The 23,828-nt window shown below is 71.4% G+C and carries 18 protein-coding genes and 1 tRNA gene; 6 read left to right on the top strand and 13 right to left on the bottom strand.

The window, feature by feature from the left end; translation table 11 throughout:
• The first annotated feature begins 52 nt into the window (after positions 1 to 52).
• Together Pla133_RS06710 and Pla133_RS06705 are read left to right on the top strand one after the other, a co-directional pair.
• Positions 53 to 3,130 carry a peptidase associated/transthyretin-like domain-containing protein gene (locus tag Pla133_RS06710; RefSeq protein WP_145063840.1) on the top strand — a complete coding sequence of 1,026 codons (3,078 nt, stop codon included), beginning with the start codon at positions 53 to 55 and terminating at the stop codon, positions 3,128 to 3,130.
• 576 nt (positions 3,131 to 3,706) lie between these two features.
• A complete protein-coding gene (locus Pla133_RS06705) occupies positions 3,707 to 3,973 on the top strand; it encodes a 4Fe-4S dicluster domain-containing protein (RefSeq protein WP_145063835.1) in 267 nt (88 codons plus the stop codon).
• A 107-nt stretch (positions 3,974 to 4,080) separates the two neighbouring features.
• On the opposite strand, the gene Pla133_RS06700 is transcribed toward Pla133_RS06705, so the two are convergent.
• The 10 genes from Pla133_RS06700 to nadC form a co-directional block, all read right to left on the bottom strand.
• Entirely contained in the window at positions 4,081 to 6,288 is a 2,208-nt protein-coding gene (locus tag Pla133_RS06700; protein ID WP_145063829.1) for a TonB-dependent receptor plug domain-containing protein, read from the bottom strand.
• 161 nt (positions 6,289 to 6,449) lie between these two features.
• Positions 6,450 to 8,888 carry a sulfatase gene (locus Pla133_RS06695; protein WP_145063826.1) on the bottom strand — a complete coding sequence of 813 codons (2,439 nt, stop codon included), beginning with the start codon at positions 8,886 to 8,888 and terminating at the stop codon, positions 6,450 to 6,452.
• A gap of 203 nt (positions 8,889 to 9,091) precedes the next feature.
• Positions 9,092 to 9,166 (bottom strand) — tRNA-Gly (locus Pla133_RS06690).
• 101 nt (positions 9,167 to 9,267) lie between these two features.
• On the bottom strand, positions 9,268 to 10,041 hold the full coding sequence (locus Pla133_RS06685; RefSeq protein WP_145063820.1) for a bifunctional hydroxymethylpyrimidine kinase/phosphomethylpyrimidine kinase: 774 nt from the start codon (positions 10,039 to 10,041) through the stop codon (positions 9,268 to 9,270).
• Positions 10,038 to 11,156, bottom strand: a complete 1,119-nt coding sequence (locus tag Pla133_RS06680; RefSeq protein ID WP_145063815.1) for a DHH family phosphoesterase — start codon at positions 11,154 to 11,156, stop codon at positions 10,038 to 10,040. The genes Pla133_RS06685 and Pla133_RS06680 overlap by 4 nt, the downstream gene beginning before the upstream one ends.
• A gap of 110 nt (positions 11,157 to 11,266) precedes the next feature.
• On the bottom strand, positions 11,267 to 12,187 hold the full coding sequence (locus Pla133_RS06675; RefSeq protein ID WP_145063813.1) for a sugar phosphate isomerase/epimerase family protein: 921 nt from the start codon (positions 12,185 to 12,187) through the stop codon (positions 11,267 to 11,269).
• A gap of 279 nt (positions 12,188 to 12,466) precedes the next feature.
• Positions 12,467 to 13,900: an adenylosuccinate lyase gene (gene purB, locus Pla133_RS06670; RefSeq protein ID WP_145063810.1), complete on the bottom strand. Its 1,434-nt coding sequence runs from the start codon at positions 13,898 to 13,900 to the stop codon at positions 12,467 to 12,469.
• Positions 13,901 to 14,042: 142 nt separating this feature from the next.
• A complete protein-coding gene (locus Pla133_RS06665; protein ID WP_145063808.1) occupies positions 14,043 to 14,594 on the bottom strand; it encodes a VanZ family protein in 552 nt (183 codons plus the stop codon).
• Between the two features lie 13 nt (positions 14,595 to 14,607).
• Entirely contained in the window at positions 14,608 to 15,174 is a 567-nt protein-coding gene (locus tag Pla133_RS06660) for an ATP-binding protein (RefSeq protein ID WP_419192197.1), read from the bottom strand.
• On the bottom strand, positions 15,171 to 16,181 hold the full coding sequence (gene nadC / locus Pla133_RS06655; protein WP_419192196.1) for a carboxylating nicotinate-nucleotide diphosphorylase: 1,011 nt from the start codon (positions 16,179 to 16,181) through the stop codon (positions 15,171 to 15,173). The genes Pla133_RS06660 and nadC overlap by 4 nt, the downstream gene beginning before the upstream one ends.
• Positions 16,182 to 16,799: 618 nt before the next feature.
• Here nadC and Pla133_RS06650 point away from each other — a divergent pair.
• Both Pla133_RS06650 and Pla133_RS06645 read left to right on the top strand, forming a co-directional pair.
• Positions 16,800 to 17,660: a glycosyltransferase family 2 protein gene (locus tag Pla133_RS06650; RefSeq protein ID WP_145063804.1), complete on the top strand. Its 861-nt coding sequence runs from the start codon at positions 16,800 to 16,802 to the stop codon at positions 17,658 to 17,660.
• Positions 17,657 to 18,403 (top strand): lipid-A-disaccharide synthase N-terminal domain-containing protein, encoded by a 747-nt coding sequence (locus Pla133_RS06645; protein ID WP_145063799.1) that lies wholly within the window; start codon positions 17,657 to 17,659, stop codon positions 18,401 to 18,403. The genes Pla133_RS06650 and Pla133_RS06645 overlap by 4 nt, the downstream gene beginning before the upstream one ends.
• Here Pla133_RS06645 and Pla133_RS06640 read toward each other — a convergent pair.
• Both Pla133_RS06640 and ruvC read right to left on the bottom strand, forming a co-directional pair.
• The gene (locus tag Pla133_RS06640; RefSeq protein ID WP_145063794.1) at positions 18,382 to 19,365 is read right to left on the bottom strand and encodes a hypothetical protein; all 984 of its coding nucleotides are present in this window, start codon (positions 19,363 to 19,365) and stop codon (positions 18,382 to 18,384) included. The two genes, Pla133_RS06645 and Pla133_RS06640, sit on opposite strands and share 22 nt — an antisense overlap.
• A gap of 385 nt (positions 19,366 to 19,750) precedes the next feature.
• On the bottom strand, positions 19,751 to 20,299 hold the full coding sequence (gene ruvC / locus Pla133_RS06635; protein WP_419192195.1) for a crossover junction endodeoxyribonuclease RuvC: 549 nt from the start codon (positions 20,297 to 20,299) through the stop codon (positions 19,751 to 19,753).
• A 257-nt stretch (positions 20,300 to 20,556) separates the two neighbouring features.
• On the opposite strand from ruvC, the gene ispD reads away from it, so the two are divergent.
• The gene (gene ispD, locus Pla133_RS06630) at positions 20,557 to 21,264 is read left to right on the top strand and encodes a 2-C-methyl-D-erythritol 4-phosphate cytidylyltransferase (RefSeq protein ID WP_419192194.1); all 708 of its coding nucleotides are present in this window, start codon (positions 20,557 to 20,559) and stop codon (positions 21,262 to 21,264) included.
• The gene (gene ispF / locus Pla133_RS06625; protein WP_145063780.1) at positions 21,261 to 21,737 is read left to right on the top strand and encodes a 2-C-methyl-D-erythritol 2,4-cyclodiphosphate synthase; all 477 of its coding nucleotides are present in this window, start codon (positions 21,261 to 21,263) and stop codon (positions 21,735 to 21,737) included. Before ispD ends, ispF begins: the two co-directional genes overlap by 4 nt.
• Before the next feature lie 122 nt (positions 21,738 to 21,859).
• Here the strand turns inward: ispF and Pla133_RS06620 are convergent, their stop codons facing one another.
• On the bottom strand, positions 21,860 to 23,725 hold the full coding sequence (locus tag Pla133_RS06620; RefSeq protein ID WP_145063774.1) for an ABC transporter ATP-binding protein: 1,866 nt from the start codon (positions 23,723 to 23,725) through the stop codon (positions 21,860 to 21,862).
• Positions 23,726 to 23,828: the final 103 nt, after the last annotated feature.

Raw genomic sequence — 23,828 nt, 5'->3', positions numbered from 1 at the left:
TTGCCGAGCCAGGCCGTCGCTACCGCCGACCTGGGCCCTCTCCCCTCCCTCGATGAAACTCTCACAGCTCCTCCCCCTGGCCCTTTCTTTCGCCGGTCTTGCGGCGCACCTGTCGCCCGCGTCGGCGCAGGCTTCTCGAGCGGACGCCCAGCCCCCGATGATGCAGGTCGCGCCGACGCAGCCTGTCGGCGACGCACGGCATTCGACCACCCTCGTCGGGCGCGCCGTCGATGCCGGCGGCGATCCGGTCTCCGGTGCCGTGGTCTTCACCAACCGGGGTGGACAGACCAGCACGGACGCCCAGGGACACTTCGAGCTGACGCTCGTCGCCCCGCCCGCCGGCGCGGGCCTGACGGTGACCGCGGCCATCTCGATCCAGGGCGGCAACTACTTCGGGACACGGACTCAGGGAGCGACCGTCGCCGGTGGCACGACCCACGTCGGCGACCTGCTCCTCACCAGCGCGAGCGCCTGCCAGCCGGAGTGGATCCCCTCGTTCGGAGGCTTGCCCGGCATGAGCGACCCCGTCTATGCCTTCGCCATCTTCGACGACGGGAGCGGATCGGGGCCCGCCCTCTTCGCGGGGGGGTCCTTCACCTCCGCGGGCCCGGTCTCGGCGAATCGAGTCGCCAAGTGGACCGGCCAGACCTGGGAGAGCCTCGGAGCGGGCTTGAACAACTCGGTCCATGAAATGGTCGTCTACGACGACGGGAGCGGTTCGGGTCCCGCCCTCTTCGTCGGAGGAACCTTCACCCTCGCTGGGGGCACCTCCGCCAGTCGAATCGCCAAGTGGGACGGCAACGCGTGGACTGCCCTGGGAACCGGCCTGAACGAGAAGGTCGAGGGCCTGGTCGTGCACGACGACGGCAGCGGGTCGGGGCCCGCGCTCTTCGTGGCCGGACGCTTCACGGCGGCGGGCGGCGTCGCCGCCAGCCGTGTCGCCAAGTGGGACGGCACGACCTGGTCGTCGCTGGGGTCCGGAGTCAACAACATCGCCTACGCGATGGTCTCCCACGACGACGGGGGCGGCGCGGGGCCCGCCCTGTACGTCGGGGGACGCTTCACCAACGCGGGCGGCATGGCCGCGAGCCAGATCGCCAGGTGGGACGGCACGAGCTGGTCGACCCTGGGCGCGGGAACGAAGAGCTTCACCCTCTTCAAGATCGGCATCCAAGCACTGGCGGTCTTCGACGACGGGAGTGGATCCGGCGACAAGCTCTATGCCGGCGGAGACTTCACCCTCGCAGGGGGAGCTCCGGCGTCCCACATCGCGCAGTGGGACGGGAGCGCCTGGTCGCCGGTCGGCAGCGGGGTCTCGGGGACATTCGGTGTGAACGCCCTGACCGTGCACGACGACGGCAGCGGCGCCGGTCCGGCCCTCTACGCCGGCGGGGACTTCACGACGGCGGGGAGCGCCACCGCGAACCGCCTGGCCAAGTGGGACGGATCCAACTGGACCGCCCTGGGGGATGGCGTCGATCAAACGGCCTACGCCCTGGCGAGCTTCGACGACGGCAGCGGCGCGGGCTCGGTGCTGTTCGCCGGGGGCGATCTGTTCTTGGCCGAGGGAATCTGGTGTCGCCGCATCGCCATCTGGGACGGTGCCCACTGGTCGGGTCTGGGCGACGGGCCGAACGCCTACATCCAGGACGTCGCCATCTTCGACGACGGGAGTGGATCGGGCCCGGCCCTCTACGCCTCCGGCGGCTTCCTCTACCTGGGAGGCATCACCGCGCAGTCGATCGCCAAGTGGGACGGAAGCCAATGGACGCCGGTCGGCGGCGGCACGAACTTCGCGACCTATGCGCTCCACGTCTTCGACGACGGGAGTGGCTCCGGTCCTGCCCTGTACGCCGGAGGCAACTTCACCACCGCCGGCGGCAACCCGGCGCTTCGCGTCGCCAAGTGGGACGGCTCGACCTGGTCGCCGATGGGTGAGGGACTCAGTGGGAAGGTCAACTCGCTGACTTCCTTCGACGACGGCAGCGGTGCTGGAGCCCAACTGTACGCCGCTGGCGCATTCCAGTTCTCCGGCGCGACGCCCGCTCTTCGCGTGGCGAAATGGGACGGCTCGAGCTGGTCACAGGTGGGCAGTGGCCTGACCACGGACTTCCTCGGCATCTTGGACCTGGGAGTCTTCGACGACGGTAGCGGAGCAGGCCCCGCCCTGTACGCGGGCGGTTCCGTCACGGGCATCGCGGGCCAACCCACCGGCGGCATCGCGAAGTGGGATGGATCGTCCTGGTCCGCCTTGGGTGCAGGCACCAACGACATCGTGCTCGCCTTGGACGTCTTCGACGATGGCAGCGGACCGGGCCCGGCCCTGATCGTGGGCGGCCGCTTCACGAGCGTCGATGGACTGCCCGCTGCCCACATCGCCGCCTGGGATGGCACTTCCTGGTCGACCTTGGGTAGCGGCATGGACATCACTTCGCCCACCGCGCCGTACGTCCAATCCCTGGTCGTCCACGACGACGGGAGCGGCTCGGGGCCCGCGCTCTACGCCGGCGGCGTGTTCAACATTGCCGGAGGTGTCCCCGCCGGCGGCGTCGCGAAGTGGGACGGCAGCACCTGGTCGCCCCTGGGTGCGGGGCTCGGCTCGGGGGTCACCGCCATGGCTTCGTGGGACGATGGCAGCGGCGCCGCCGCGCAGCTGATCTGCGCCGGCTCCTTCGGCCAGTCGCCGACCGGCAGCAGTTTCCTCGCCCAGTGGGGCTGCCCCGGACCGGGCCCGTTCACCGCGATCGCGGGCTGCAGCGGCAACCCGGCGCAACTGAGCGCCAGCTCGCCGTGCCTCGCGATCGGCCAGGTTGCCCAGTTCGCGTTGCAGCCGACCCAGACCGGCACCGGCCTCGCGGTCCTCTACGCCGGCCAACTCGGATTGGATGGCAACGGCTGCGGCTCCGTCTTGCCGGGCATCGGTGAGTTGCTGCTGGCCTTCGCCCCGGCGCCCGTCTCCGCGGCTTCCGTGGCGACCTCCGGGGGCACCGTCGACTTCGCGATCCCGGTGCCGAACGCACCCGAGCTGGTGGGCTTGACCATCGCCTTGCAGGGCGTCCACGCCGTCGTCGTGTTCGGTGGTCTAGGGATCGAGTTCAGCAACGCGCTGGAAGCGCCGTTCGCGCCCTGAACCCGCGCCGCGCCGTGTGCGCCAACCGAGATTCGAGAAGTCGACCCCGTCCGGCCCACCCCGGCCGCCGAGAGGCGGCCGGGGTGGGCCGCGGGTTCGGCGGGCGCAGCGGTCGGCGGGCGGTGCGAGCGACTGGCCCACCCCACCGGCGCCGATTCGGTCGACTGATCGGAATCGAGAGCGCTGGTGCCTTCGCGCGGACTCCCCGCTCAGGCCGTGGTGTCGCCCCTGCGCCGCTGGCCTCGGGTCAGGCCTGATCCGGACGATCGCCGGGAGTCCGCAGCCGGGGCGGGGATCGGCCGCCGAGCCGAGACCGCTGATCGGGCCGTTGCTCCAGGCTCAGGACCGGCCCCCGGCGCCCCGCGGCCCAGGGGAGTTCGCAGGGCGCATCCGTCGGCCCGGATGACTTGCAAAGGGTCCAGTGGTCCCTAGGATGGCGCCGCCCACGGCGCGCTATGTCCGCTCAGGGCCACCACCGCGGCGACCATCGCGCCGCCCGGGCCGCCGGCTGGACAATCGTCCGCCGAGTTGGCCCGCTCCCCCTGAACGAGAACCAGACCAACCCCACCTGCAGCCATGACCTACGTAATCGCGGAGCCCTGCGTCGGGACGAAGGACACCGCCTGCGTCGAAGTCTGCCCGGTCGACTGCATCCACCCCACCAAGGACGCGGCCGATTTCGAGGAGCACACGATGCTCTACATCAACCCCGACGAGTGCATCGACTGCGGCGCCTGCGCCCCCGAGTGCCCCGTCGAGGCGATCTTCGACGAGAACGAGCTGCCCGAGAAGTGGGCCGAGTACACGAAGATCAACGCGGACTGGTTCGAGAAGAACCGCTGATCGACGCCTGACAGGCACCCGACAGGGGCAGGCCCCGCAGCTTCGATCCGAAGCTGCGGGGCCTGCTCTCGTTCGGGGCTCGCTCGAGCCCGTTGGATCTGGCCGAATCAGAAGCTCCAGGAGAGGCCCAGGGTCGCGCCGATCCCGGGCGCGTCGAAGCCGGAGCCGTGGACGCGGTAGTTGGCGTCCGTCAGGTTGCTGAGCAGCAGCGACCAGCGGCCCTCGGTGGAGCCCAGGACGCCCTCGAAGCCGACGTTGAAGACCATCCAGCCGTCGGTGCCGGTGGGGTCGATGCGCGGGTCGGCGATGTCACTGGGCGCGAGCTGGTCCTGGCGGGCGGCGAAGACCGACTGGAAGCGGATCGTCTCCACGAACTTGCCCACGCGCTCGAGGGGCGACCACCCCAGGCCCAACTGGCCGTGCAAGGGCGGGATGCGGCTGTAGGGCTGGTCGTCCAGGGAGTCGTCGCCCGTGAGCGGGTCGACGCCGTAGGTGCGGCCGCGGGCGAACATCAGGTTGCCGTTCATGGACCAGGGCGAGTCCACCGCTCCCAGGCGCTGGTGCCAGCGGCCCTCGAGACCCCAGACCACCAGGTTGTCCTGATTGGCGAGTTGGTAGACGTCGTCGGTCGAGCCGGTCGCCGCCTGGTAGTCGGCCGTGAGGGTCGGATCGAAGCGCCGCCCGATGACGTTCGACACGTCGTTGTAGAAGGCCGCGATGCCGCCGTCCCAACCCTCGCCCCACATGTCGAGGGCCAGCTCATGGAACAGGCTGCGCTCGGGGTCCAGGTCCGGGTTGCCGACCTCGACGCCACCGCCGAAGGAATCGACCTTGGACAGGTCCGAGAGGTTCGGCGCGCGGAAGCCCTGGGCCAGGGTCGCCGAGAGGCGCGCGTTGGAGGCCACGTTCGTGGCCGCCTGGGCGCTCGCCGTCAGTTCGTCGAAGCTCCCCGACCCGCCACCCGAGACCGGCAGGCCCACCGGATCCGAGGTCAGCGGGTCGAAGCCGAAATCGAAGTACGAGTAGCGCAGGCCCAGGGTCAGGTCGACGGGATCGAGGCTCGAGACCTCGTCCTGGACGAAGATGCCGCTACGCAGGTAATCGGCGTCGGGCGGGAAGGCCCCGTCCTTGGCCGTAGCGACCCCAGTGCTGATCGTGGTGTCGACCCGCTCGGACTGCACGTCGTCCACGTCCAGGTCGAAGCCCCAGGTCAACAGGTGCTCCGGGCCGAGCTGCTTGCGCCAGTCGGCCGCGACCCCGAGGGTCAGCACCTCGTCGGACTCGAAGCGGAAGCGGTCGGTGTTCGAGAAGTCGATGCGCTCGCGCTCTTCGATGCGCTCGCGCACCGAGAAGCGCCACTGCATGCGGTCGGCGAAGCCGCCGCGGTGCTCGTCGGTGTAGGCCAGCACGTGCGACTGGTACTGCTGCAGGTCGTAATCCCACAACAGCGACGAGGCCGGGGTCGGTGCTCCGCCCACGGAGGTGGGGAAGCCGACCACCAACTTGTCGGTGCGCGGCACGTCGTCCTCGCGCTGCAGGCGCGAGGTCCAGCGCAGGGAGCTGTAGTCGTCCAAGGCCAGCTCACCGGCACCGAACAGGCTGAACCCGCTGTAGCCGGTGAAGTCCTGGATCTCCCCGCCACCCGCGCGCAGGTCGTTCCACTTCTGCCAGCTACCGCCCACGAGCCAGCCGAAGTCGGGGCTGGCGCCGCTGGTCTGGGCCCAGGTTCGCAGGCCGGATGAGGCGCTCTGCAGCTCGGTGCCGACGCTCCCCTCGAGTCCGTCGTGCCCTCCCAGCCGCTCCGGGCGCCGCCCCTTGGTCCAGATGGCCACGACCCCACCGATGGCGTCGGAGCCGTAGAGCACCGACGCCGGCCCGCGGACCACCTCGACCCGCTCGACCGTGGTCGGGTCGATCGAGTTGAGGGACTGGTTGGGACCGAAACGCGTGGTCGAGTCGTTCAGCCGCACCCCGTCCACGAGGATCAGGATCTGATTCCCGGTCAGCCCGCGGACGAAGGGCGAGCCCCCGCCGAGGTTGGTCTCCTGGATCCAGACGCCAGTGGCCGCGCCGATCATGCGGGGCAGGCTGCGCTCGCCGGTGGCGGCCAGCTCCTGGGCCGTGGCGACCGAGACCTGGGTCGAGGGCTGGGTCGCGGTGCGGTCCGAGCGCGGCGCGCGCACCACCATCGGCTCGAGCTCGACGACCCCGGCTCGCTGGCCGACGGGTACCTGCCCCTGGTCTGCGGGAGCTGGCCCCTGGTCGACGGCGGACGTTCCTTGGAGGGCGAGGAGAACGGGGGCGGCGAAGAGCATCGAGGCGGGCGGGTCAGGGGGGGTCGGCGATCGATCCGTGCGTCAGCGCCAAACGACTCGCGGGGGCGTTCGGTTCACGTCCTCCAGTGACATTCTGCCTCCGGGCCGCGTGCAACTTCCCCCACTCGAGTGGGCTGCCGAGTCCCGGGGACCGGAGGCGATCAGTCCCCGGCGTAGCCCAGGGCCCGCAACTGATCCTGCTGGGCCTCGGTCAGGTCCCGCGCGGCGCGCTCGAAGGGTCGGGCCGAGGCCCGGTAGGCCTCCAGCTTGGCCAGGTACTCGGCCACCAGTTCCGGCTCTTTCGGCGCCAGGTCGTGGGTCAGCCCGGGGTCCGCGCGCCAGTCGTAGAGCGAGCAGCTCCCGTTGGGCAGGGGCAACTTCCGCATCACGGTGCGCCCCTCCACCTCGTCGATCTCGACGCCGAATGTGAAACCGTCGCGCAGGGTCGTGATGAAGTGGTAGCGGTCGTCGCGACAACCGACCTGGTGCCCGCTGGCGTGCTCGAACCAGAAGACCCGCTCGGGATCGGCGCCGGCTCGCGCCACGGCCACGAGGTCGCGACGGGGGTCGACCTGGTCCAGACCGAGCTGCGCGACGATCGTCGGCACCACGTCGCGGGTGGTCACGCGCTCGGCCACGTACTCGCCTTCGACGCTGTTCGGCAACTTCACGAGCAGGGGCACGTGTAGGGTCTCCGGCGTCAGGCCGCGGTGGCTGTAGTAGGTCTTACGCTCGCCCAGGTGCTCCCCATGGTCGGCGGTGATCACGGCCAGGGTGCGGTCCATTTGCCCCACCGCGTCGATCGCGCCGAACAGCTCGGACAAGAGCCGATCCGCATAGGCGACCTCGACGCGATAGAGGAACTCGACGTGCTCGCGGCTGTTGATGCCCTGGAGGAAGTCGAGGTCGGGGGGGTAGATGTCGGGCTCGAACAGGGTCGGCGGCTCGACCCGGCGCGGCGGCAGCTCGAGCCCGGTCCCGCGCAGGTAGTCCTCGAGTGCTCCGTCGGGCAACAGGTAGGGCGTGTGCGGGTCGTACAGGTGGACCCACAGGAAGAAGGGCCGCTCGCCGGCCTCGTCCCACTCGTCGATCCAACGTCGCGCCACGTCGATCACGTCGCGACCGTCGAGGTTGCTGCCCGGTTGCGGCGGGCCGAAGCGATCGAAGCCCTGGGCGAAGCCCGACGACTCGCCGATCGCCTCGAAGGACACGGCGCCAGCGGTGTAGTAGCCGTGCGATCGCAGGATCTCCGCCAGGGTCGTGACCGACGGATCCAGCACGCCGTAGTTGTCGAACAGGGCGTGGTCCTGGATCGACAGGCCCGTGAGTATCGACGCGTGGGAAGGTTGGGTCGAGTTGCCGGCGCTCCAGGCGTCGGTGAAGACCAGGCTGCGCGCCGCCAGCTCGTCGAGGAAGGGCGTGTGGACGCCGGGCTGCGGCGCCTCGCCGGTGAACGACGACCCGAGGGCGTCGAAGCGCGTGGTGTCGAGGGTCACCAGCACCACGTTGGGGGGACGCGCGGCGCCGAACTCGCCGACCAGCAGCGGCGAGCCGATCACCGCCAGGGCACGATCGAGGCTCCGCTCGCGCAGCTCGCCGTCGAGCCGCACGAGGAACTCGAGTTCGACCGACTGACCCTCGAGGGCAGTCAGGTCGACCCTACAACGGTGCCAGGCGCGGTGCTCGCCGGGCCGCGGGTAGGGGTGCACCAGGACCTGCTCGCGCCGGCCGGAGCTGCCGTCGACCGGTGCGACCGACACGATCAGGCTGAGGGGCAGTTCGAGCGCGCCGCCCAGCAGTCCGGTGGCGAAGACCAACTGACCGCCGGGCGGCACGACGGCCTCGCAGGTGAGCGGATCGTCCAAGGCCATGGGCCAGGCGCGGTAGGCCTCGCCGTCGATGTCGATCACACCGCCGTCGCCGCTGAGCTCGCCGGAGGGGTCCGAGGGTGAGGCGCCGGGCTCGAAGCTGCGGTGGATGTGCCGGATCGCGACCAGCTCGATCGGCGCTCGGACGCCGCTGCTGGGCTCGAGCCGCAGGTTGGAGAGCTCGCCCCGCCACTGGTGCATCTCGACCATCGAGAGGCGCAGGGTCTGCACCTGGGCGCTGCCGCGCAACTCCGCCTGTTGGGTCGCCCGCGCGCCGCCGGGGAGGTACCACGCGAGGGAGGAACGCACCGTCCGCCCCACTACAAGGTCGACTTCGATCACGTTGAAAGCCGCCGCATCCGCCGCGCCGACGTACTCCAGCGCGGGGTGCGACTCGAGATCCAGCTCGCCGCGGATCAGGACGCCGCTGGAGCGCACGCCGGGAGTCGCGGCGGCACCGACCAAGCGCCAGGGTCCGAAACTGGCGGGGTCCTCGCCAAGGACCCACTCCCCCACCAAGCGCTCGGCGTCGGCGAAGGCGCGCGCGGGTGAGACGCCGCCGTCCAGACGCGGATCCAGGTGGATCGCCGTCGGTGGTCCCGGCGGAACCGGCTTGCCACAACTGGCAAGGAGCAGCGCCAAGCTCGCCGCCAAGGGCCGCCACAGGCTCGCCGACGGGCAGCCCCATCGCCCAGCGGGGACGGCCGACCCTTCCGTCGTTCCGATCACCATCGACGAAGTCTACTGCCGCAGCAGCGACGGGCGGAACGCGGCGAGCAGCAGTCGAATGCCGCAGACGATCACCACCACGAGGTGTTGGTACCGCGCTCGATCAGGCCCCCTCTGGAGCCCACCGCAATGGTCTGGCACCGCGCGCGCCGGGGAGCCGCTCCGTTCTCCGGACCTGCGAGCACGAGCTACGAGCAGAGGGGAGATGGAGCGGCTGATGGGATTCGAACCCACGACTTCAACCTTGGCAAGGTTGCGCTCTACCACTGAGCTACAGCCGCTCTGGCCACGTCATCGGTGTCGTTCCGGCGACGGGCGGGCGAGGAAAGATACCAGGGCGCACGACCGTTGCAAGGGTCTGGGGAGAAACCGCCGGCGACCGTCAGGTGCCCCGCTCGATCAGGCTGCGGAGCCACGCTCCGGCCTCTCGCGCCGCATCGGCCAGGGCCGATCCAGCGGCCAGGCGCCCGGCGAGGAACGACGCGTGTCGACACCCCGAGCCGTGGATTCCCCCACCGGCGATACGCGGGTGGATCGCCCATTCGGGATCGCGACCGGCGGCCAGGATCAGGTCACGGACCGGGTCCTCGGCCCCGTGGCCGCCCTTCAGGACCACCGCACCGGCACCCGCGGCGAGCAGCCGGCGCGCGGCGGCCAGGCGCCCATCCAACAGGTCGAGATCCGACCGGGGCAGCCCGCTGAGCTCGGCTGCTTCGAGGGTGTTGGGCGTCACCACGACGCCCCGTGCCAGCAGCTCGCGGGCGAAGGTCGGGAGCTCCCGCGCCGGCAGGAAGCGCTCGCCGCCGGAAGCGGCCAGGACCGGATCGACGACGACCGGCAGCCCGAGCGGTGCGGCCCAACGCTCCACCAGGTGTCCCGCGGCGCGCAGGGCATCGCCGTCGCACAGCAGGCCGAACTTGACCGCCGCCACGTCGCCGCGCTCGAGCTGCGCCTCGGCCTCCGCGCGCCAGAGCTGCGCCGCGCGCGGGGCGAAGGACCGCACCCGTCGACCATCCTGGTCGGTCTCGGTGGTCACGACGCAAACCGCCCGCGCGCCCGCCGCGGCCAGGGCCGTGGCGTCGGCGTCGATGCCTGCTCCGCCCGTCGGGTCGCGTCCGGCGCAGACCAACACGCGCGGGCCGTCGCCGCGGCTCACGCCAGCGCGGTCCCGAGGCGCTCGTCCTCGTCCAGGTCGCCGTCCGGGTCGATCAGGCCGATCACGCGCTCGCGCAGACGCCGCTCGAGGCGCGTGAGCGCCTCGCCCTCCTCGCCCAGGGCCACCTGCCCGCCGGCCACGCGCCCGTGGCCACCGAACGAGCCCTCGTCCGCCAGGAGTCGATCGAGCAGGCCGTAGGCCTCGGCTCCACCGACCTGGGTGCGCAGGCTCACGTGGTAGCGGCCCTCGTAGGCGCCGCCCACGAAGCTCCACTTGCAGCCTTCCATGCGAAGGAAGAAGTCCGCCATCTCGGCCACGGACTCGGGGTTCTTGACCGGCCCGAGGAAGGCGGCCACAGCGGGTCCGTAGCGCCGCGCCATGCGTAGGGAGCGCGCCAACTCGCGGAAGTAGTCCGCCGGTACCCGCGGGCGTTGGATGCGCGCGAGCATCGGGCGATCGGCGCGGCGGAAGGTCTCGAAGTAGGCCTCCTCGTCGAGGGGCGCCACGTTGTGCGAGAGGTCCGCGGTGTCGAAGCGCACGCCGCAGAACAGGGCGGTGGCCGTGCGCTTGTCGATCGTGACGCCTGCATCGCGCAGGTATTCGTAGACCAGGCTCGAGGTGGCGCCCACGTCGATCCGCACGTCGCGGTGCAACCCCGTCCAGGGCTTCGAACCTTCGGGCGGGATGTGGTGGTCGATGATGCCGACCAGGTCGATGCCCTCGGGGATCACGGTGTGGGTGAAGGTCGGCTGGCTGTCGACCAGAATCGCGCCGCAGACGCGGGCCGGGTCGATCTGGTCGTAGCGGTCGAAGTGCAGCGCCAGCTCGCGCACCATGGCCAGGTTCTCGGCCCGGTGGATGCGACCCATGGTCGCGATCTGCGCCTCGAAGCCGAGGGCTCCCTCCACCAGCGCGGCGGCGCCCATCAGCGAGGCCAGGGCGTCGGGGTCCGGGCTGCGGTGGGTCAGGACCAGCACCCGCTCGACTCCTCGCTCGGTGGCCGCGGCTCGGATGGCCGCGCACAGGGAGTCGGCCGAGCGCTCCCCGGCGGGCGGTGGAACCGGGGGACGGGCGTCGCCGCGATCGGCGGGCTGGCGGGCTTGGGGGGGCTCCATGGGATCGCGCCCGGTCGGGCGCGGCCCGTCAGGTTGACCGCCCTGCGCCTCCCGGCGCAAGGGTGTCCACCCCGGATGGTTGGCGCTTGGGCCCGTCGAGCCAGCCTCGGTCAGATGCCCAGGCTGAGCAGGAACTGGACCGAACCCAGGATCTCGGCGCGGCCGTGGCGGTGGTGTAGCTCGACCACCCGCTCGGCCGACTTGGGCAGGAATTCCTTCACCAGCTTGAAGTCGACCTCCCCCTGCCCGAGGGGCATGGCGGTCTCGTCCTCGGCGGCGTCCTGCAGGTGGATGCCGACCATGCGCGAGCCATAGGCTTCGAGCCACTCCGCCTGGGGCGGCAGGCCCTGGCGCTCGCGCAGGTGGATGCGACCGACGTCGTGCCAGTAGCCCAGGCCTGTCTTGGAGAGGTCGTCGAGGACCCAACCCATGGCGTCGAAGCCGAGCAGGTCGTCGATGTAGCGTCCGGGCTCGAGGGCCACCTTCAGCTCGGGGAACTCGCCCATGAGCTGATGCAGCGAGCGGCACAGGAGCTGCAACTGGGGCTGGCCGGCCTGCTGGACGCGCAGGACGTACTCGCCCACGCGCTCGCGCAGCTCCGAGCTGACGCCGTCGCGCAGGGCCTCGGCCTCGAGGGCCCGCGCCTCGGCCTCGAGGGCCTTGTCCTCGATCTGACTGCCGCGCACCACCAGGCGCGGTGCGCCCCAGCGTTGCGCCAGGCGCGCGTGGCGCCGGATCGAGTTCACGGCGCGCTCGCGCATGCTCTCGTCCAGACTGGCCAGGCGGGCGGCGGGCAGGTCCCTGCCCTGCGTGTCCCGACAGCCGGCGACCATCGAGATCAACTCGGTGCCGGTCTCGGCCTGGGACTCCTCCAGACCGTCCATGGACGGCGGAGAGTCCGTCAGACCCAGCTCGAGCTTGCGAAAGCCCATGCCGACGGCCGCGAAGACCTGGTCCTGGATACTCGTCAACCGCGCGCCGAAGCACGAGGTCGAGAGACAGAAGGGGTTGGGAATGCCGGGAGCGGTCACGTCGATGGGAGGCGGATCGCGGCAGGGGGAATCAACTCCGGCGCCCGGGCATGGGACGTCGGAGCGCCATCCGGAACAGGCCGGGGCAAGCGCCTGGGAAAGCTAGCCGGTAGACCGGCCCGAGGCCAATGAACGCGGGCGGATCGCACGGCGACGGGCTGCGCGGACCCGCATCTGCGCCGCGCGCCGCACCGGGCCGCCCCCCACTTGGATCGGGCACCCGATGCTTCGGCCTGCGGGGATTTCCCTGCGACAAGCCCGCGGGCCCGGCCCCACGGATCAGACGTGGATCTCGGCTGCTACGGTCTCGATCGAGGCGAAGCGGGCCAGCACGGGCTCGACCTCCTCCGCGAGGAACTCGTCGACCTGCTCGGGCGCGCGGCCGACGAAGCGCTTGGGATCCAGCAGCTCGTCGATCCGCCCGGCGACGCTCGCGAAGCTCGGATCGGCCCGCAGCCGTCCCACCAGGGGATTGGGCTCGCCGCGGTGGATCGCCTCCGAGGCGGCCCGGGCGTGCAGGCGCAGGGCCTCGTGGACGTCCTGGCGGTCGCCGCCCGCGGCCACGGCCTCCATCATCAGGGCCTCGGAGGCCAGGAAGGGCAGTTCCTCGCGCAGGCGGGCGTCGACCACCGCCTCGTGCACCACCAGCCCCTGGGCCACGTTCTGGTACAGGGCCAGGATCGCGTCGGTGGCCAGGAACATCTCCGGCAGGGCCAGGCGCCGGTTGGCGGAGTCGTCCAGGGTGCGCTCGAACCACTGCTGGGCGGCGGTCTGCGCCAGGTTGTCCAGGTTGGCCATGACGAAGCGGGCCAGGGCGCAGATGCGCTCGGAGCGCATCGGGTTGCGCTTCCAGGGCATGGCCGAGGATCCGATCTGGCCCTGCTCGAAGGGCTCCTCCATCTCGCGCCGGCCGGCGGAGAGGCGCAGGTCGCTGGCGAACTTGTGCGCCGACTGGGCGATCGACGAGAGCACCTGGCAGACGCGGAAGTCGAGCTTGCGCGGGTAGGTCTGGCCGGTGACGGCGAAGCGGCGCTCGAAGCCCAGCTTCTCGGTCACGCGCTCGTCGAGGGCGCGGACCTTGGCGTGGTCGCCCCCGAACAGCTCCATGAACGAGGCCTGGGTCCCGGTCGTGCCCTTGACCCCGCGGAAACGCAGGTGCCCCAGGGCGTGGTCGATGTCCTCGAGGTCGCCGAGCAGGTCCTGGATCCAGAGGCAGGCACGCTTGCCGACGGTGGTCGCCTGGGCCGGCTGGTAGTGGGTCAGGCCGAGGATCGGCACGGCGCGATGGGCCTTGGCGAAGTCCGCCAGCGAGCGCACCACCGACACGACCTGCCGCCGCACCAACTCGAGCGCGTCGCGCAGGATCACCAGGTCGCCGTTGTCGGTGACGTAGCAGGAGGTCGCCCCCAGGTGCAGGATCGCACGGCCACTCGGCGCCACGTCGCCCCAGGCGTGCACGTGGGCCATGACGTCGTGTCGCAGGCGCCGCTCGTGCTCGGCCACGGCGTCGAAGTCGATCTGGTCCGCGGTGCGGCGCAGCTCGTCGAGCTGCTCGTCGCTGATGGCCAGCCCGAGTTCCTGCTCCGCCTCGGCCAGGGCGATCCACAGCCGCCGCCACTGCAGCGCGCGGTGGCGGGCCGAGAAGAGCCCGCGCATCTCGCGGCTCGCGTAACGGGAGGCCAGGGGGCTCTGGTAGTTGTCGTGGTCGTTCACGGGGGGCTCTGGCGGAGGCTCGTGTGGAGGGCGTCGCGCGATTCGGAGCGCCGGGCGAGACCCCACACGTTAGCGATCGGTCAGGCCCGGGACGACCGCACGCCGGTAGGCGGCGGTTTTGTGCCTGGCACCTGACGTCCGCCTACCGGGGTTGGGGCGCAGGCATGGCCCAGGTGGCGATGGCCGCGGCCGAGGCGCAGGCGGCCAGGCAGAGCACCAAGCGAATGACCAGGCTCCGCGTCCTGAACGACGGCCGCCCCAGGCCCGACGCGACCCAGAGCACGCTGCACGCCCCCGTCAAGTCGGTCAGAACGTCGCCGAGGGACGAGTCGCGGCCCGGGACCCAGGACTGGTGCCACTCGTCGAACAGGGCGTAGCAGAGCACCGCGGCGAGGATCCAGGTGCAGGTGCGCCGGTCGATGCGCGGCCAGGGGAAGGGCTCCATGCGGCGGGGAGCGGCCACCAGCGCCAGGAAGCACAGGAACCCGAACAGCGGCGCGTGGGCCATGTTGTTCACGAACAGCGGCACCGGCGGCGCGACCGGCAATGGGTTGCTGGAGTCGGAGAGCAGGTAGATCGTCACGGCCCAGACCGCGGTCAAGACTGCGCCGCCCAGGCGCGGCAGTCGCAAGAGGGCCCGCCCGACTGCCCTATGGGCGCGGACCAACACCGCCCTATGGGCGCGGACCGACACGGGGCTCGCGGGGTCAGTCAACGCCGTACAGCCGCGCGACGCGCACGGTGCGCCCGGGCGCGTCCTCGCGCTCGACGACCTCGAGCTCGTCGACCATCTCGCGCACCAGGAAGAAGCCCCGGCCGCGCTCGTCCTCGACGTCCGGGACCAGGTGCTCCTCCGCTTGGTGGAGCTTGGCCTCCAGGGCGGCGGCGACTTCCTCCTCCGACATCTCCAGCAGCGACGCGGGGTCGAACTCCGCCGCCGGTGCGGCCTTGGGGTGCGGCGTGACTCCGCCCAGGCCGTCGTCGGAGACCTCCAGGATCCAACCCTGGGCCTCGAGCTCGAGCCGAAAGCGCATCCGCACGTCCCCGTCCAGGTCCCCGGTGGTCATGGCCGCGCCGCCGCCGCCGTGGTCGACGGCGTTGCCGAGCAGCTCGGTCAGGACCAGGGCGATGCGATCCACCTCGTCCGAGGCGACGCCATCGGTGCGCGCGAAGGAGCGCACCACCGCGCGCGCCTGGCGCACGGCACCATGGGTCGCGGGCAGCTCGAGGACCAGCTCGCGCGGCGGCCCGTCGGCGCGGGCAGGCAGCCTCACGGGGCCACCTCGAGTCGCAGGCTCAGGTCCAGGGCCGGAGCCGAATGGGTCGGCGCGCCGACCGAGAGCCGATCCACGCCGCAGGCGGCATAGGCCGCGACGGTCGAGGCGTCGATGCCACCCGACGCCTCGAGCTCGACCCGGCGCCCGAGCTCCGTCGCCAGGGCACGCAGCCGCGGGCAGAGTTCGCTCAGCTCCTGCGGTGATTGGTTGTCGAGCAGCAAGACGTCGGCGCCGCCGCGCAGGGCGGACTCGGCCTCGGCCCGGTCGCGCGCCTCGGCCGTGATGCGAACCTCGCCCCCCACCCGCGCGCGAACCCGAGCCACGAGTTGGCCCATGTCGAGCCCCTCGGCGGCGCGCGCCAGATCCAGGTGGTTGTCCTTGAGCATGACCTCGTCGAACAGGCCGAAGCGGTGGTTCTCGCCACCGCCGCAGCGCACGGCGTACTTCTCGAGCAGTCGCAGGCCGGGGGTCGTCTTGCGCGTGTCGAGCAGCCGCGCCGGCCCGCCGGTCGCGGCTCGCGCGACCAGGTCGGCCATCGCCGTCGCCGTTCCCGAGAGCCGCTGAACCAGGTTGAGCGCCGTCCGCTCGGCCGTCAACAGGGCGCGGGCGCGCGCGCTGACCGTGGCGACCAGGGTCCCGGGCTCCACGCCAGCGCCGTCCTCCACCCGCAGCTCGCAACGGGCCCCGGGGTCGAGCAGTTCGAAGGCCCGCGCGAAGGCCGCCAGGCCGCAGACCACCCCGCTGCCCTTGGAGACCAGGCGCGCCAGGCCCCTCGTCTCGGGGTCCACCGAGGCCGCGGTGGACAGGTCGCGTTCGAGGGCGACCCGAGGATCCCAGGGCTCTGCCGGATCGAGCCCCAGGTCCTCGACCAGGGCTGCGATCAGGACCACGTCGATCTCCGCCGTGGACGGCGACACCGCCCGACCGGCCCGCGGGGGCTCGGAGGGAGGCGAGGGGGCGCGGGGACGCTCCATCGCGCGAGCGTTGGTTGCGCGCGTGTTCATCAAGCCGGGAGTCTACCTCCCGGCCGCCTGCACGGCTTCCAGGGTGCCCGGCCCGATGCCGTCGATCGTCGACCAGAGCGGGATCGGCAAGTGACCCCCCGCTCGCCATCGGGCCTCCGCCACGGACCTTGCCCGCCGCTCGCCCAGCCCAGACAGGGCCCGCAACAGACGCGGAGCTGCCCGTTCCGGACTTCGAGGCGAAGCGCTCGCCGACCGCGCCAAGGGACAACGGACGAGGACCTCGGCCACGGTCGGCGCTCCACCGAAAAGGGCATTCGCCCACCCCCCGCGGGCGCTGGCCGCACCAATGGAGGCGTCGAGCGACCTCTTGTCCGTAGCGCCAAGCGCCCCGCCCGCGCCGCCGGACTCTCCGCCCGCACCGCCGAAATCGCCGCCCGAACCGCCATGGGCCCCGCCCAGGGTGCCGGCCACTCCGACCAGGCCCGAGAAGAGCAGACAGAGGGCCAGGACGCCGATCGGGGAGCTTTCGAGAGGTCGCACCCGACATGGACCGGCTCTGGAGGCGAAGGTGACACGGGAATGCCCGGAATCCTGCGCTCCCTCCCTCGCTCGGTTCACCGGCCCGCGGGCGTTTGACAGAATCGCCGCATTCGGACCATGTCGATCACCGCTCACAACCCCCTCTCCGATCCGCGCTGCCCCGACCTCGGCGGCTACCCGCGCCTTCGGGACAAGGCCGTGCGCGCCGCCGTGGACTCCGACGCGGCAGGCCCGCGTCCCCGGCTGAGCCTGATCGCCCCCGTCTACAACGAAGTCGACAACCTGCAGCGCCTGGCCGACCAAGTGCGCGAGGCCCTCGAGCCTGGCATCGACTACGAGCTGCTGCTGGTCGACGACGGCAGCGTCGACGGCTCGACCGCGGGCATCGAAGCCCTGGCCGCCAGCGACCCGCGGGTGCGCGGGATCTTCTTCGAGCACAACTGCGGGCAGAGCGCGGCCACCGCCGCCGGGATCCGCCTTTCGCGCGGCGAGCTCGTCGCGACCATCGACGCGGACCTGCAGAACGATCCCAAGGACCTGCCCGCGATGGTCGAGCTGCTCGACCGCTCCGGGGCGGACTCGGTGGTCGGCTACCGGCTCAAGCGCCGCGACAGCCTGGTGCGCCGGATCAGCTCGCGCCTGGCCAACGGCATACGCAACTGGATCAGCCGCGACTCGATCCGCGACACGGGCTGTTCCCTGAAGGTCTTCCGGGCCGAGGCCGTGCGCAGCCTGCCGTTCTTCAACGGCGTGCACCGCTTCCTGCCCACGCTCCTGCGCTACCACGGCTTCGAGGTGCTCGAGCACCCGGTCGACCACCATCCGCGCGTCGCCGGCGTGTCGAAGTACGGCGTGCGCAACCGCGCCCTGCGCGCCTTCCTGGACCTGTTGGCCGTGCGTTGGATGCGCTCGCGCATCGTCGAGTTGCCCGTCGGGCGCGTCACGCCGCCCCACGGGGCGGGGAGCGAAGCGCGATGAGTTGGCTGTGGATCGCTCTGGGTTGGACCGGGCAGGCGATGTTCTTCTCGCGCTTCCTGGTCCAGTGGTGGCACTCGGAGCGCGCCGGGCGCAGCGTGGCGCCGATCTCTTTCTGGTGGCTGTCCCTGGTCGGGACGGTGCTGGTGGGCGGCTACACCTTCCAGCGCGGTGAGGCGGTGTTGCTGCCGGTCTTCGCGATCAACAGCGCGATCTACGCCCGCAACCTGCTCTTGGCCGGGGAGAGCCGCGGGAAACTGCTGATCGGGCCCCGCATCGCGGCGCTCTTGGGGCTGGCCGCGGCCGTGGCGTTGTGGCTGAGCGGAGCCTTCGAACCGCGCGCCGACCTGCGCGAGAGCCACGCTTGGCTGGTCCTGGGTGGCGTGGGAACCACGATCTGGTCCTCGCGCTTCCTGCTCCAGTGGTGGGCCAGCGAACGCAGCGGCGCGAGCCACTTCCCGCCCTCCTTCTGGTGGACCAGCCTGGCGGGCAACGCGCTGCTCCTGGCCTACGCGATCCACCTGGCCGATCCGCTCTACGTGGCCGGCTTCGCCATCGGCCCCTTCGTGCAGGTGCGGAACCTGATGCTGATCTACCGCCCCAAGGGCGAGTTGGTGCCGGTGGCGCGGGTCGACGAGGGAGCGCCCGGCGCGGATGGGAGCGGCGCTGCGACGACCAGAGCGACCGAGCAGGGCCGAATCGATCGCGACCCGGCCCGCGAGCCTCAGTCGTCGCCGCCGGCGTAACCGCGACCGGGGCGCGGCGTGAGCTCGACGCGCGGGGCCAGCTCGGCTCGGTCGACGTAGGAGGCGACCACCTCGTCCAGGAACAGCTCCACGTCGTGGGGCGCCCCCAGGTTGCGCGCACTGCGGCCCGGGATCAGCCCACGCGGCGGGGCGTCGGCGCTGAAGTCGACGCGGGCCACGACCTCGGCGCCCAGGAACCAGGAGACGCTCTGGCGCGTGGCCTGGATCTGCAGGCTGTCGTCGAGGCGCTCCAGGCGGCGGGCGATGGCCCGTATCTTCTGGCGCTGCTCGTCGGCGAGGTCGGCCAGGGCCGGCTCGAGACCGGTCCGCAGGGGCTGACCGGTCGGATTCGGTTCGCCTTCGAGGGGCAGCACGAAGAGTCGGTCGCCGGCGGCCGAGCGCAGGGTTCCGACCTCCATCATCTCGACGCCACAGCCCTTCAGGGCTCCGAGGCGACGTCGCACGTCGGGCTCCCAGTGCTCCGCCAGGACGACGACCTTGCCGACAAGCTCGGGCCGCAGGCGAGGGACCGCCAGGTGGCGGCAGAGCACGCCCCCATGGCGCTGGAGGAAGGCCATCACGTCCAACACGGCGGTCACCGCCGAGGGACCGTGACCGGACACCCGCAACACCAACAAGAGCTGCCCCATGCCGTCGACGCCGATCAGGTCGACGCGCGGGCCCGCGTCCAGCTCGAGCTGCTCGTCGACGAGTTCGAAGCCCGGAATGACCGCTCCGATCGCGTCGAGCAGCGGTTGATCCCCCCGCACGGCGAACGCGTCGACGTGCTGCTGGCCTTCGGCAGGCTCCTGGTAGGGGGGATCCAAAGCTTGGCGGTCTTGGTGTCGGTCCAGGCCCAGGTCCAAGGGCGGCCGCACGACGCGTCGACGACGCGTTTGGACCGCGTCATCACCCGCGTTGTCGCCCGCTCGGAGCACCGAGGGCACTAGGGGATGGGTCATCGACTCCCGCCTTCCTGGCCGGCGTCGGCCCCCCGTTGGCTCGTTGCGGAGTCCCTGGAGATCGCCGAGGGTCGCAGTCCCTTGCGGGGGATGCGGCCGACGATGAAGTCTACTAGCGATTTCCGCGATTGCGAAGTTGATGGAAATCGAGTCGGGCGACGCCGCTCTGAACGGACCAGGGGCTCGTCGCCGAACGACCAGGGCCTAAGGAAAACCCATTGACGAGCTGTCAATTGCCGGGTCTTGCTAGCTCCGAATGGGTTGAAGACGAATCGGACGCGGCACGACCGAAGGGTTCCTCCTCCACTCGAGTCGCACCGATGTGACTCCCCGACGAGAACTCCCCGGCCGCCCCGGGACGACGGGCGACTCGCCTCGGAAAGACTCATCGCAAGCCCCCCGGGGTGCGCCGACCCAGAGCCGAGGCCTGGGCCGCTGGGGCGGCGATCTGTAGGGCGTGGGCCAGGGCCATGGCCAGGGCGTCGGTGGCGTCGCGGGGGCCACCGGGGTCCACGAGGCCCAGCATCCGCATGACCATCGCAGCCACCTGATCCTTGTCGGCCGATCCGCTGCCGGCCACGGCGCGCTTGGCGGCCGCGGGGGTGATCTCCACGACCATGGCTCCCGAGCGGGCCGCGCAGGCGATGGCCACGCCCCGGGCTTCGCCGAGTCGCAGAGCACTTTGGACGTTGCGCCCGGTGAAGGCGCGTTCAACCACGACCACCGAGGGGTGCAGCTCCTCGAGCAGCGCTTCCAGCTCGATGGCAATCACGGCCAAGCGCCCGGGGAGGTCGTTAGTCTTGCGCGGTTGGATCACCCCCGCTCGGACGAAGACCGGCACGGGCAGGCAAGCGGTGACGGCGCCGTAGCCCATGACCCGGGTCCCGGGGTCGATGCCGAGCACCGTCGGAGCGGGCACCGTCGGAGCGGGCACCGTCGGAGCGGGGGTCGCCAAGCGGACGACTGCCGCAGTCGGATCGGACTGCTGCGTTGAGGAGAGCTGACGCGGGGGCGAGACCCGACCTGCTCGGTTGGCGTCCAGCGGACCGGTCGGATGCTTCCCCGCGAGCATGGCGGCACCGTACGCTCTTCGAGGCCGCGGTTGGAGCATCCAGTCGTCCGCCATTCCCCATGCCGAGTCCCGCTCCCTCGGATTCGAAGTCGCAACCCAGCGCCGACCGCACCACTGCCGTGGCTGCCGTCGTTGTCGTCGCCGCCGGTTCGTCGCAACGGATGGTCGCGGCCGGCGAAGGCGGCGCGCGCAAGCCGCTGTTGCTGCTCGACGACCGCACCCTGCTCGAGCACGCCTGCGCCAACTTGGCCGCGGCTCGAACCGTGGGCCACGTGATCGTGGTCGGTCACCCTGACGATGTAGGTCTCTTGGAGGAACTCCGAACCACATCGCCCTCCATGGCCGGCGTGGTTGCGATCGTTCCCGGTGGCGCCGAGCGGACCGACTCCGTGCGCGCGGGGGTGGCCGCTTGCCCCACCGACGTGCAGGTCATCGCCGTTCACGACGCGGCGCGCCCGCTGGTGGATCCGGACCGCGTGGACGCCGTGGTCCTGGCCGCGTTGGAGCACGGCGGCGCCCTCTTGGGGATCCCGGCGCGCGACACGCTCAAGTGGACCGAGGACGGCCACCGGGTCGCGCGAACCCTAGAGCGCCGATACGTGTGGGCGGCGCACACGCCCCAGGCCTTCCGCGCCGACGCCTTCCGGCGGGTGCTCGAGGCGGCCATCGGCGAGGGCGCGCGGGCCACCGACGACGCGGCCCTGTGGGAGCGCTACGAGGGCCCGCCGGAGTTGGTCGAGGACCTGCCGACGAATTTCAAGGTGACCACGCCCCCCGACCTGGAGTTGGCGCGGGCGCTCTTGGCCTCGCGTGGAGGACGGGCATGAGCACGAGGGTCGGCACCGGCTTCGACCTGCACCGGTTGGTCGAGGGTCGTCCATGCATCCTGGGCGGGGTCGAACTCCCCCACCCCAGCGGGCCGGCGGGGCACTCGGACGGGGACGCGGTGCTGCATGCGGTGGCGGACGCCCTGCTGGGGGCCGCGGGCCTGGACGATTTGGGCACGCTCTTTCCGGACACGGACGAGCGCTGGCGGGGTGCGGACTCGCGCGCCCTGTTGACCGAGGTCGTGCGCCGCGTGGGCGCCGCCGGCTGGCGGCCGATCAACGTGGACGTGGTGATCGCCACCGAGGGACCGCGCATCGCGCCCCACCGCGCGGCCATGCGCGCGAAGATGGCGGAGCTGCTCGGCCTCGCGGTCGACGCCGTCAACGTGAAGGGCAAGAGCCTCGAGGGCCTCGGTGCCCTGGCGGGCGGCAGCGGCGTCGCGGTGCAGGCGGTCTGCCTGCTCGAGCGCTGAAAGGGGTCGCGGCGCCGGTTGCGGCGTAGGTTGCACCGCCCGGCTCCAGGCAGGTCCCAGCGCCAAGCTGCGCGCAGGTCGCAGCACCGCGCGAAGCGGCGCTCGCCCCGCGCGATCGCCGCTCAGGGTGTCGTCTGCAGCGCGTGCAGCCGCGCGTAGACGCCGTCGCGCGCGAGCAGCTCGCTGTGGGAGCCCAGCTCGATCAGGTCGCCGTCCTCGAGCACGGCGATGCGGTCGGCGTTGCGGATCGTCGACAGCCGGTGGGCGATGACGACCACGGTGCGCCCCTCCATCAACTCGTCCAGGGCCTGCTGCACCGCGACCTCCGACTCGGAGTCCAGGGCGCTGGTGGCCTCGTCGAGCAGCAGCAGCGGCGCTCCCTTGAGCACCGCCCGCGCGATGGCGATGCGCTGGCGCTGGCCACCCGACAGGCGCGCGCCCGCGTCGGCCACGTCGGTCTCGTAACCCTGGGGCAGACTCAGGATGAAGTCGTGGATGTGCGCCGCCCGGGCGGCGCGCTCGATCTCTTCCTGGCTCGCGTTCGGATTGCCGTAGCCGATGTTCTCGCCGATCGTCGTGTGGAACAGGAAGGGCGTCTGGCCGACCATCGCGTACTGAGCGATCCAGTCGTCGAGAGAGGCATCGCGCAGGTCCACCCCGTCGACCGTGATGCGACCCTCGGTCGGATCGATGAAGCGCGCCAACAGGTCCATCAACGTGCTCTTGCCCGAGCCCGAGGCGCCCACGATGGCGAGCTTCTCCCCCGGCCGGATGTCGAGCTCGATGTGGCGCAGGGCCGGACGGTCAGTCTCGGCGTAGCTGAACGTCATGCCCTCGAAGCGCACGCCGGCGCCGAGGCCCGAGATGGGCTGCGGGTTCGCGCTCTCGACCACGTCCACCGGCTCGTTGAGGATGCCCTGCAAGCGTGCCGCAGCGCCCATGGACTCCTGCACCCGAGTGACGGCGTTCGTGGTGCGCTTGATCATGTTGTAGGCCTGGGAGATCGCGACCAGGAACACCATCAACACGCCCGGATCGCCCTCGAAGGCTGACGTGTACTCGGCCAACAGGCCGATCCCCACCAACATCAGGGCGAAGCCGACCAGGCTGATGAGCACCGTCCAGCCCTGGGTCAGAGCCACCGCACGCACCATCTTCATGGCGTTGCGGAGGTAGCCCTCGTTGTGCTCGCGGTAGCTGGCGAGCTCGCGCTCCTCGGCGCGGAAGGCCTTGACCGTGCGCACGCCCTGGAACATCTGGCTGAGCGCTTGGACGGACGCACCCAACGAGGTCAGGCTGCGCGTCGAGCCCTTGCGGACGCGCTTCGAGAGCAGCACCACCGGTAGCGCGAGTGCCGGCATGGCGACCAGAACAGCAAGCGTCAGCTGGGGCGCCACGATCACCGCGACGACGATGTAGAACAGCGCCTCGATCGGATTGCGGACGAGTTCCTTGAGCGCCAGGTCGACGGTCATCAACGTCTGCTGGACGTCGGCGCTGATGCGGCTCAACAGGTCGCCGAAGCGCCGGGTGCCGTGGTAGCGCACGCTGAGACCCATCAGGTGACGGGCCAGGCGCAGGCGCAGGTCTATCACCAGGCGCAGGCCGATCCAGCGGGCGATGACGATCGACCCGTAGGTCGCCGCGCCCGAGACCAGGCCCATCACGCAGAGGACCGCGGCGATGGCCAGCATCATCGGCAGGGCACTGCCGTCGACGGCGCCGGTCGCGTCGGCCATCCACTGGGCCAGGCTGGCGAGGTTGTTGTCCAACCAGCTCGACTCGCCGGCCGTCGAAAGTCCGATCGTGTTGAAAGTCGAGCCCTGGAAGAGCACGCCCAGGATCGGTTTCGCGAGCAGCAACGCGAAGGCCAGCCCCGCACTGCCGACCGAGCTGAGCAGGATCACCGCCACCAGCCACGGCAGGCGCGGCAGCGCGTGGGGCTTGATCAGAGCCCAGAAGCTCTTGAGGTTCGAATCGCTGTCCACGGGGTCAACAGGATAGGCCGAGGCGGGGGGCGAATCTCTCACGCGCTCTGCGGCATTCCGCCCGCGGGCAGGTACATCGGCCGGAATTGCACCGGGGGATCGG

It is taken from the genome of Engelhardtia mirabilis (assembly GCF_007748095.1).
In the GTDB taxonomy this organism is placed as follows: Bacteria; Planctomycetota; UBA1135; order UBA1135.
This window is presented reverse-complemented; position numbering and strand designations above follow the sequence as displayed.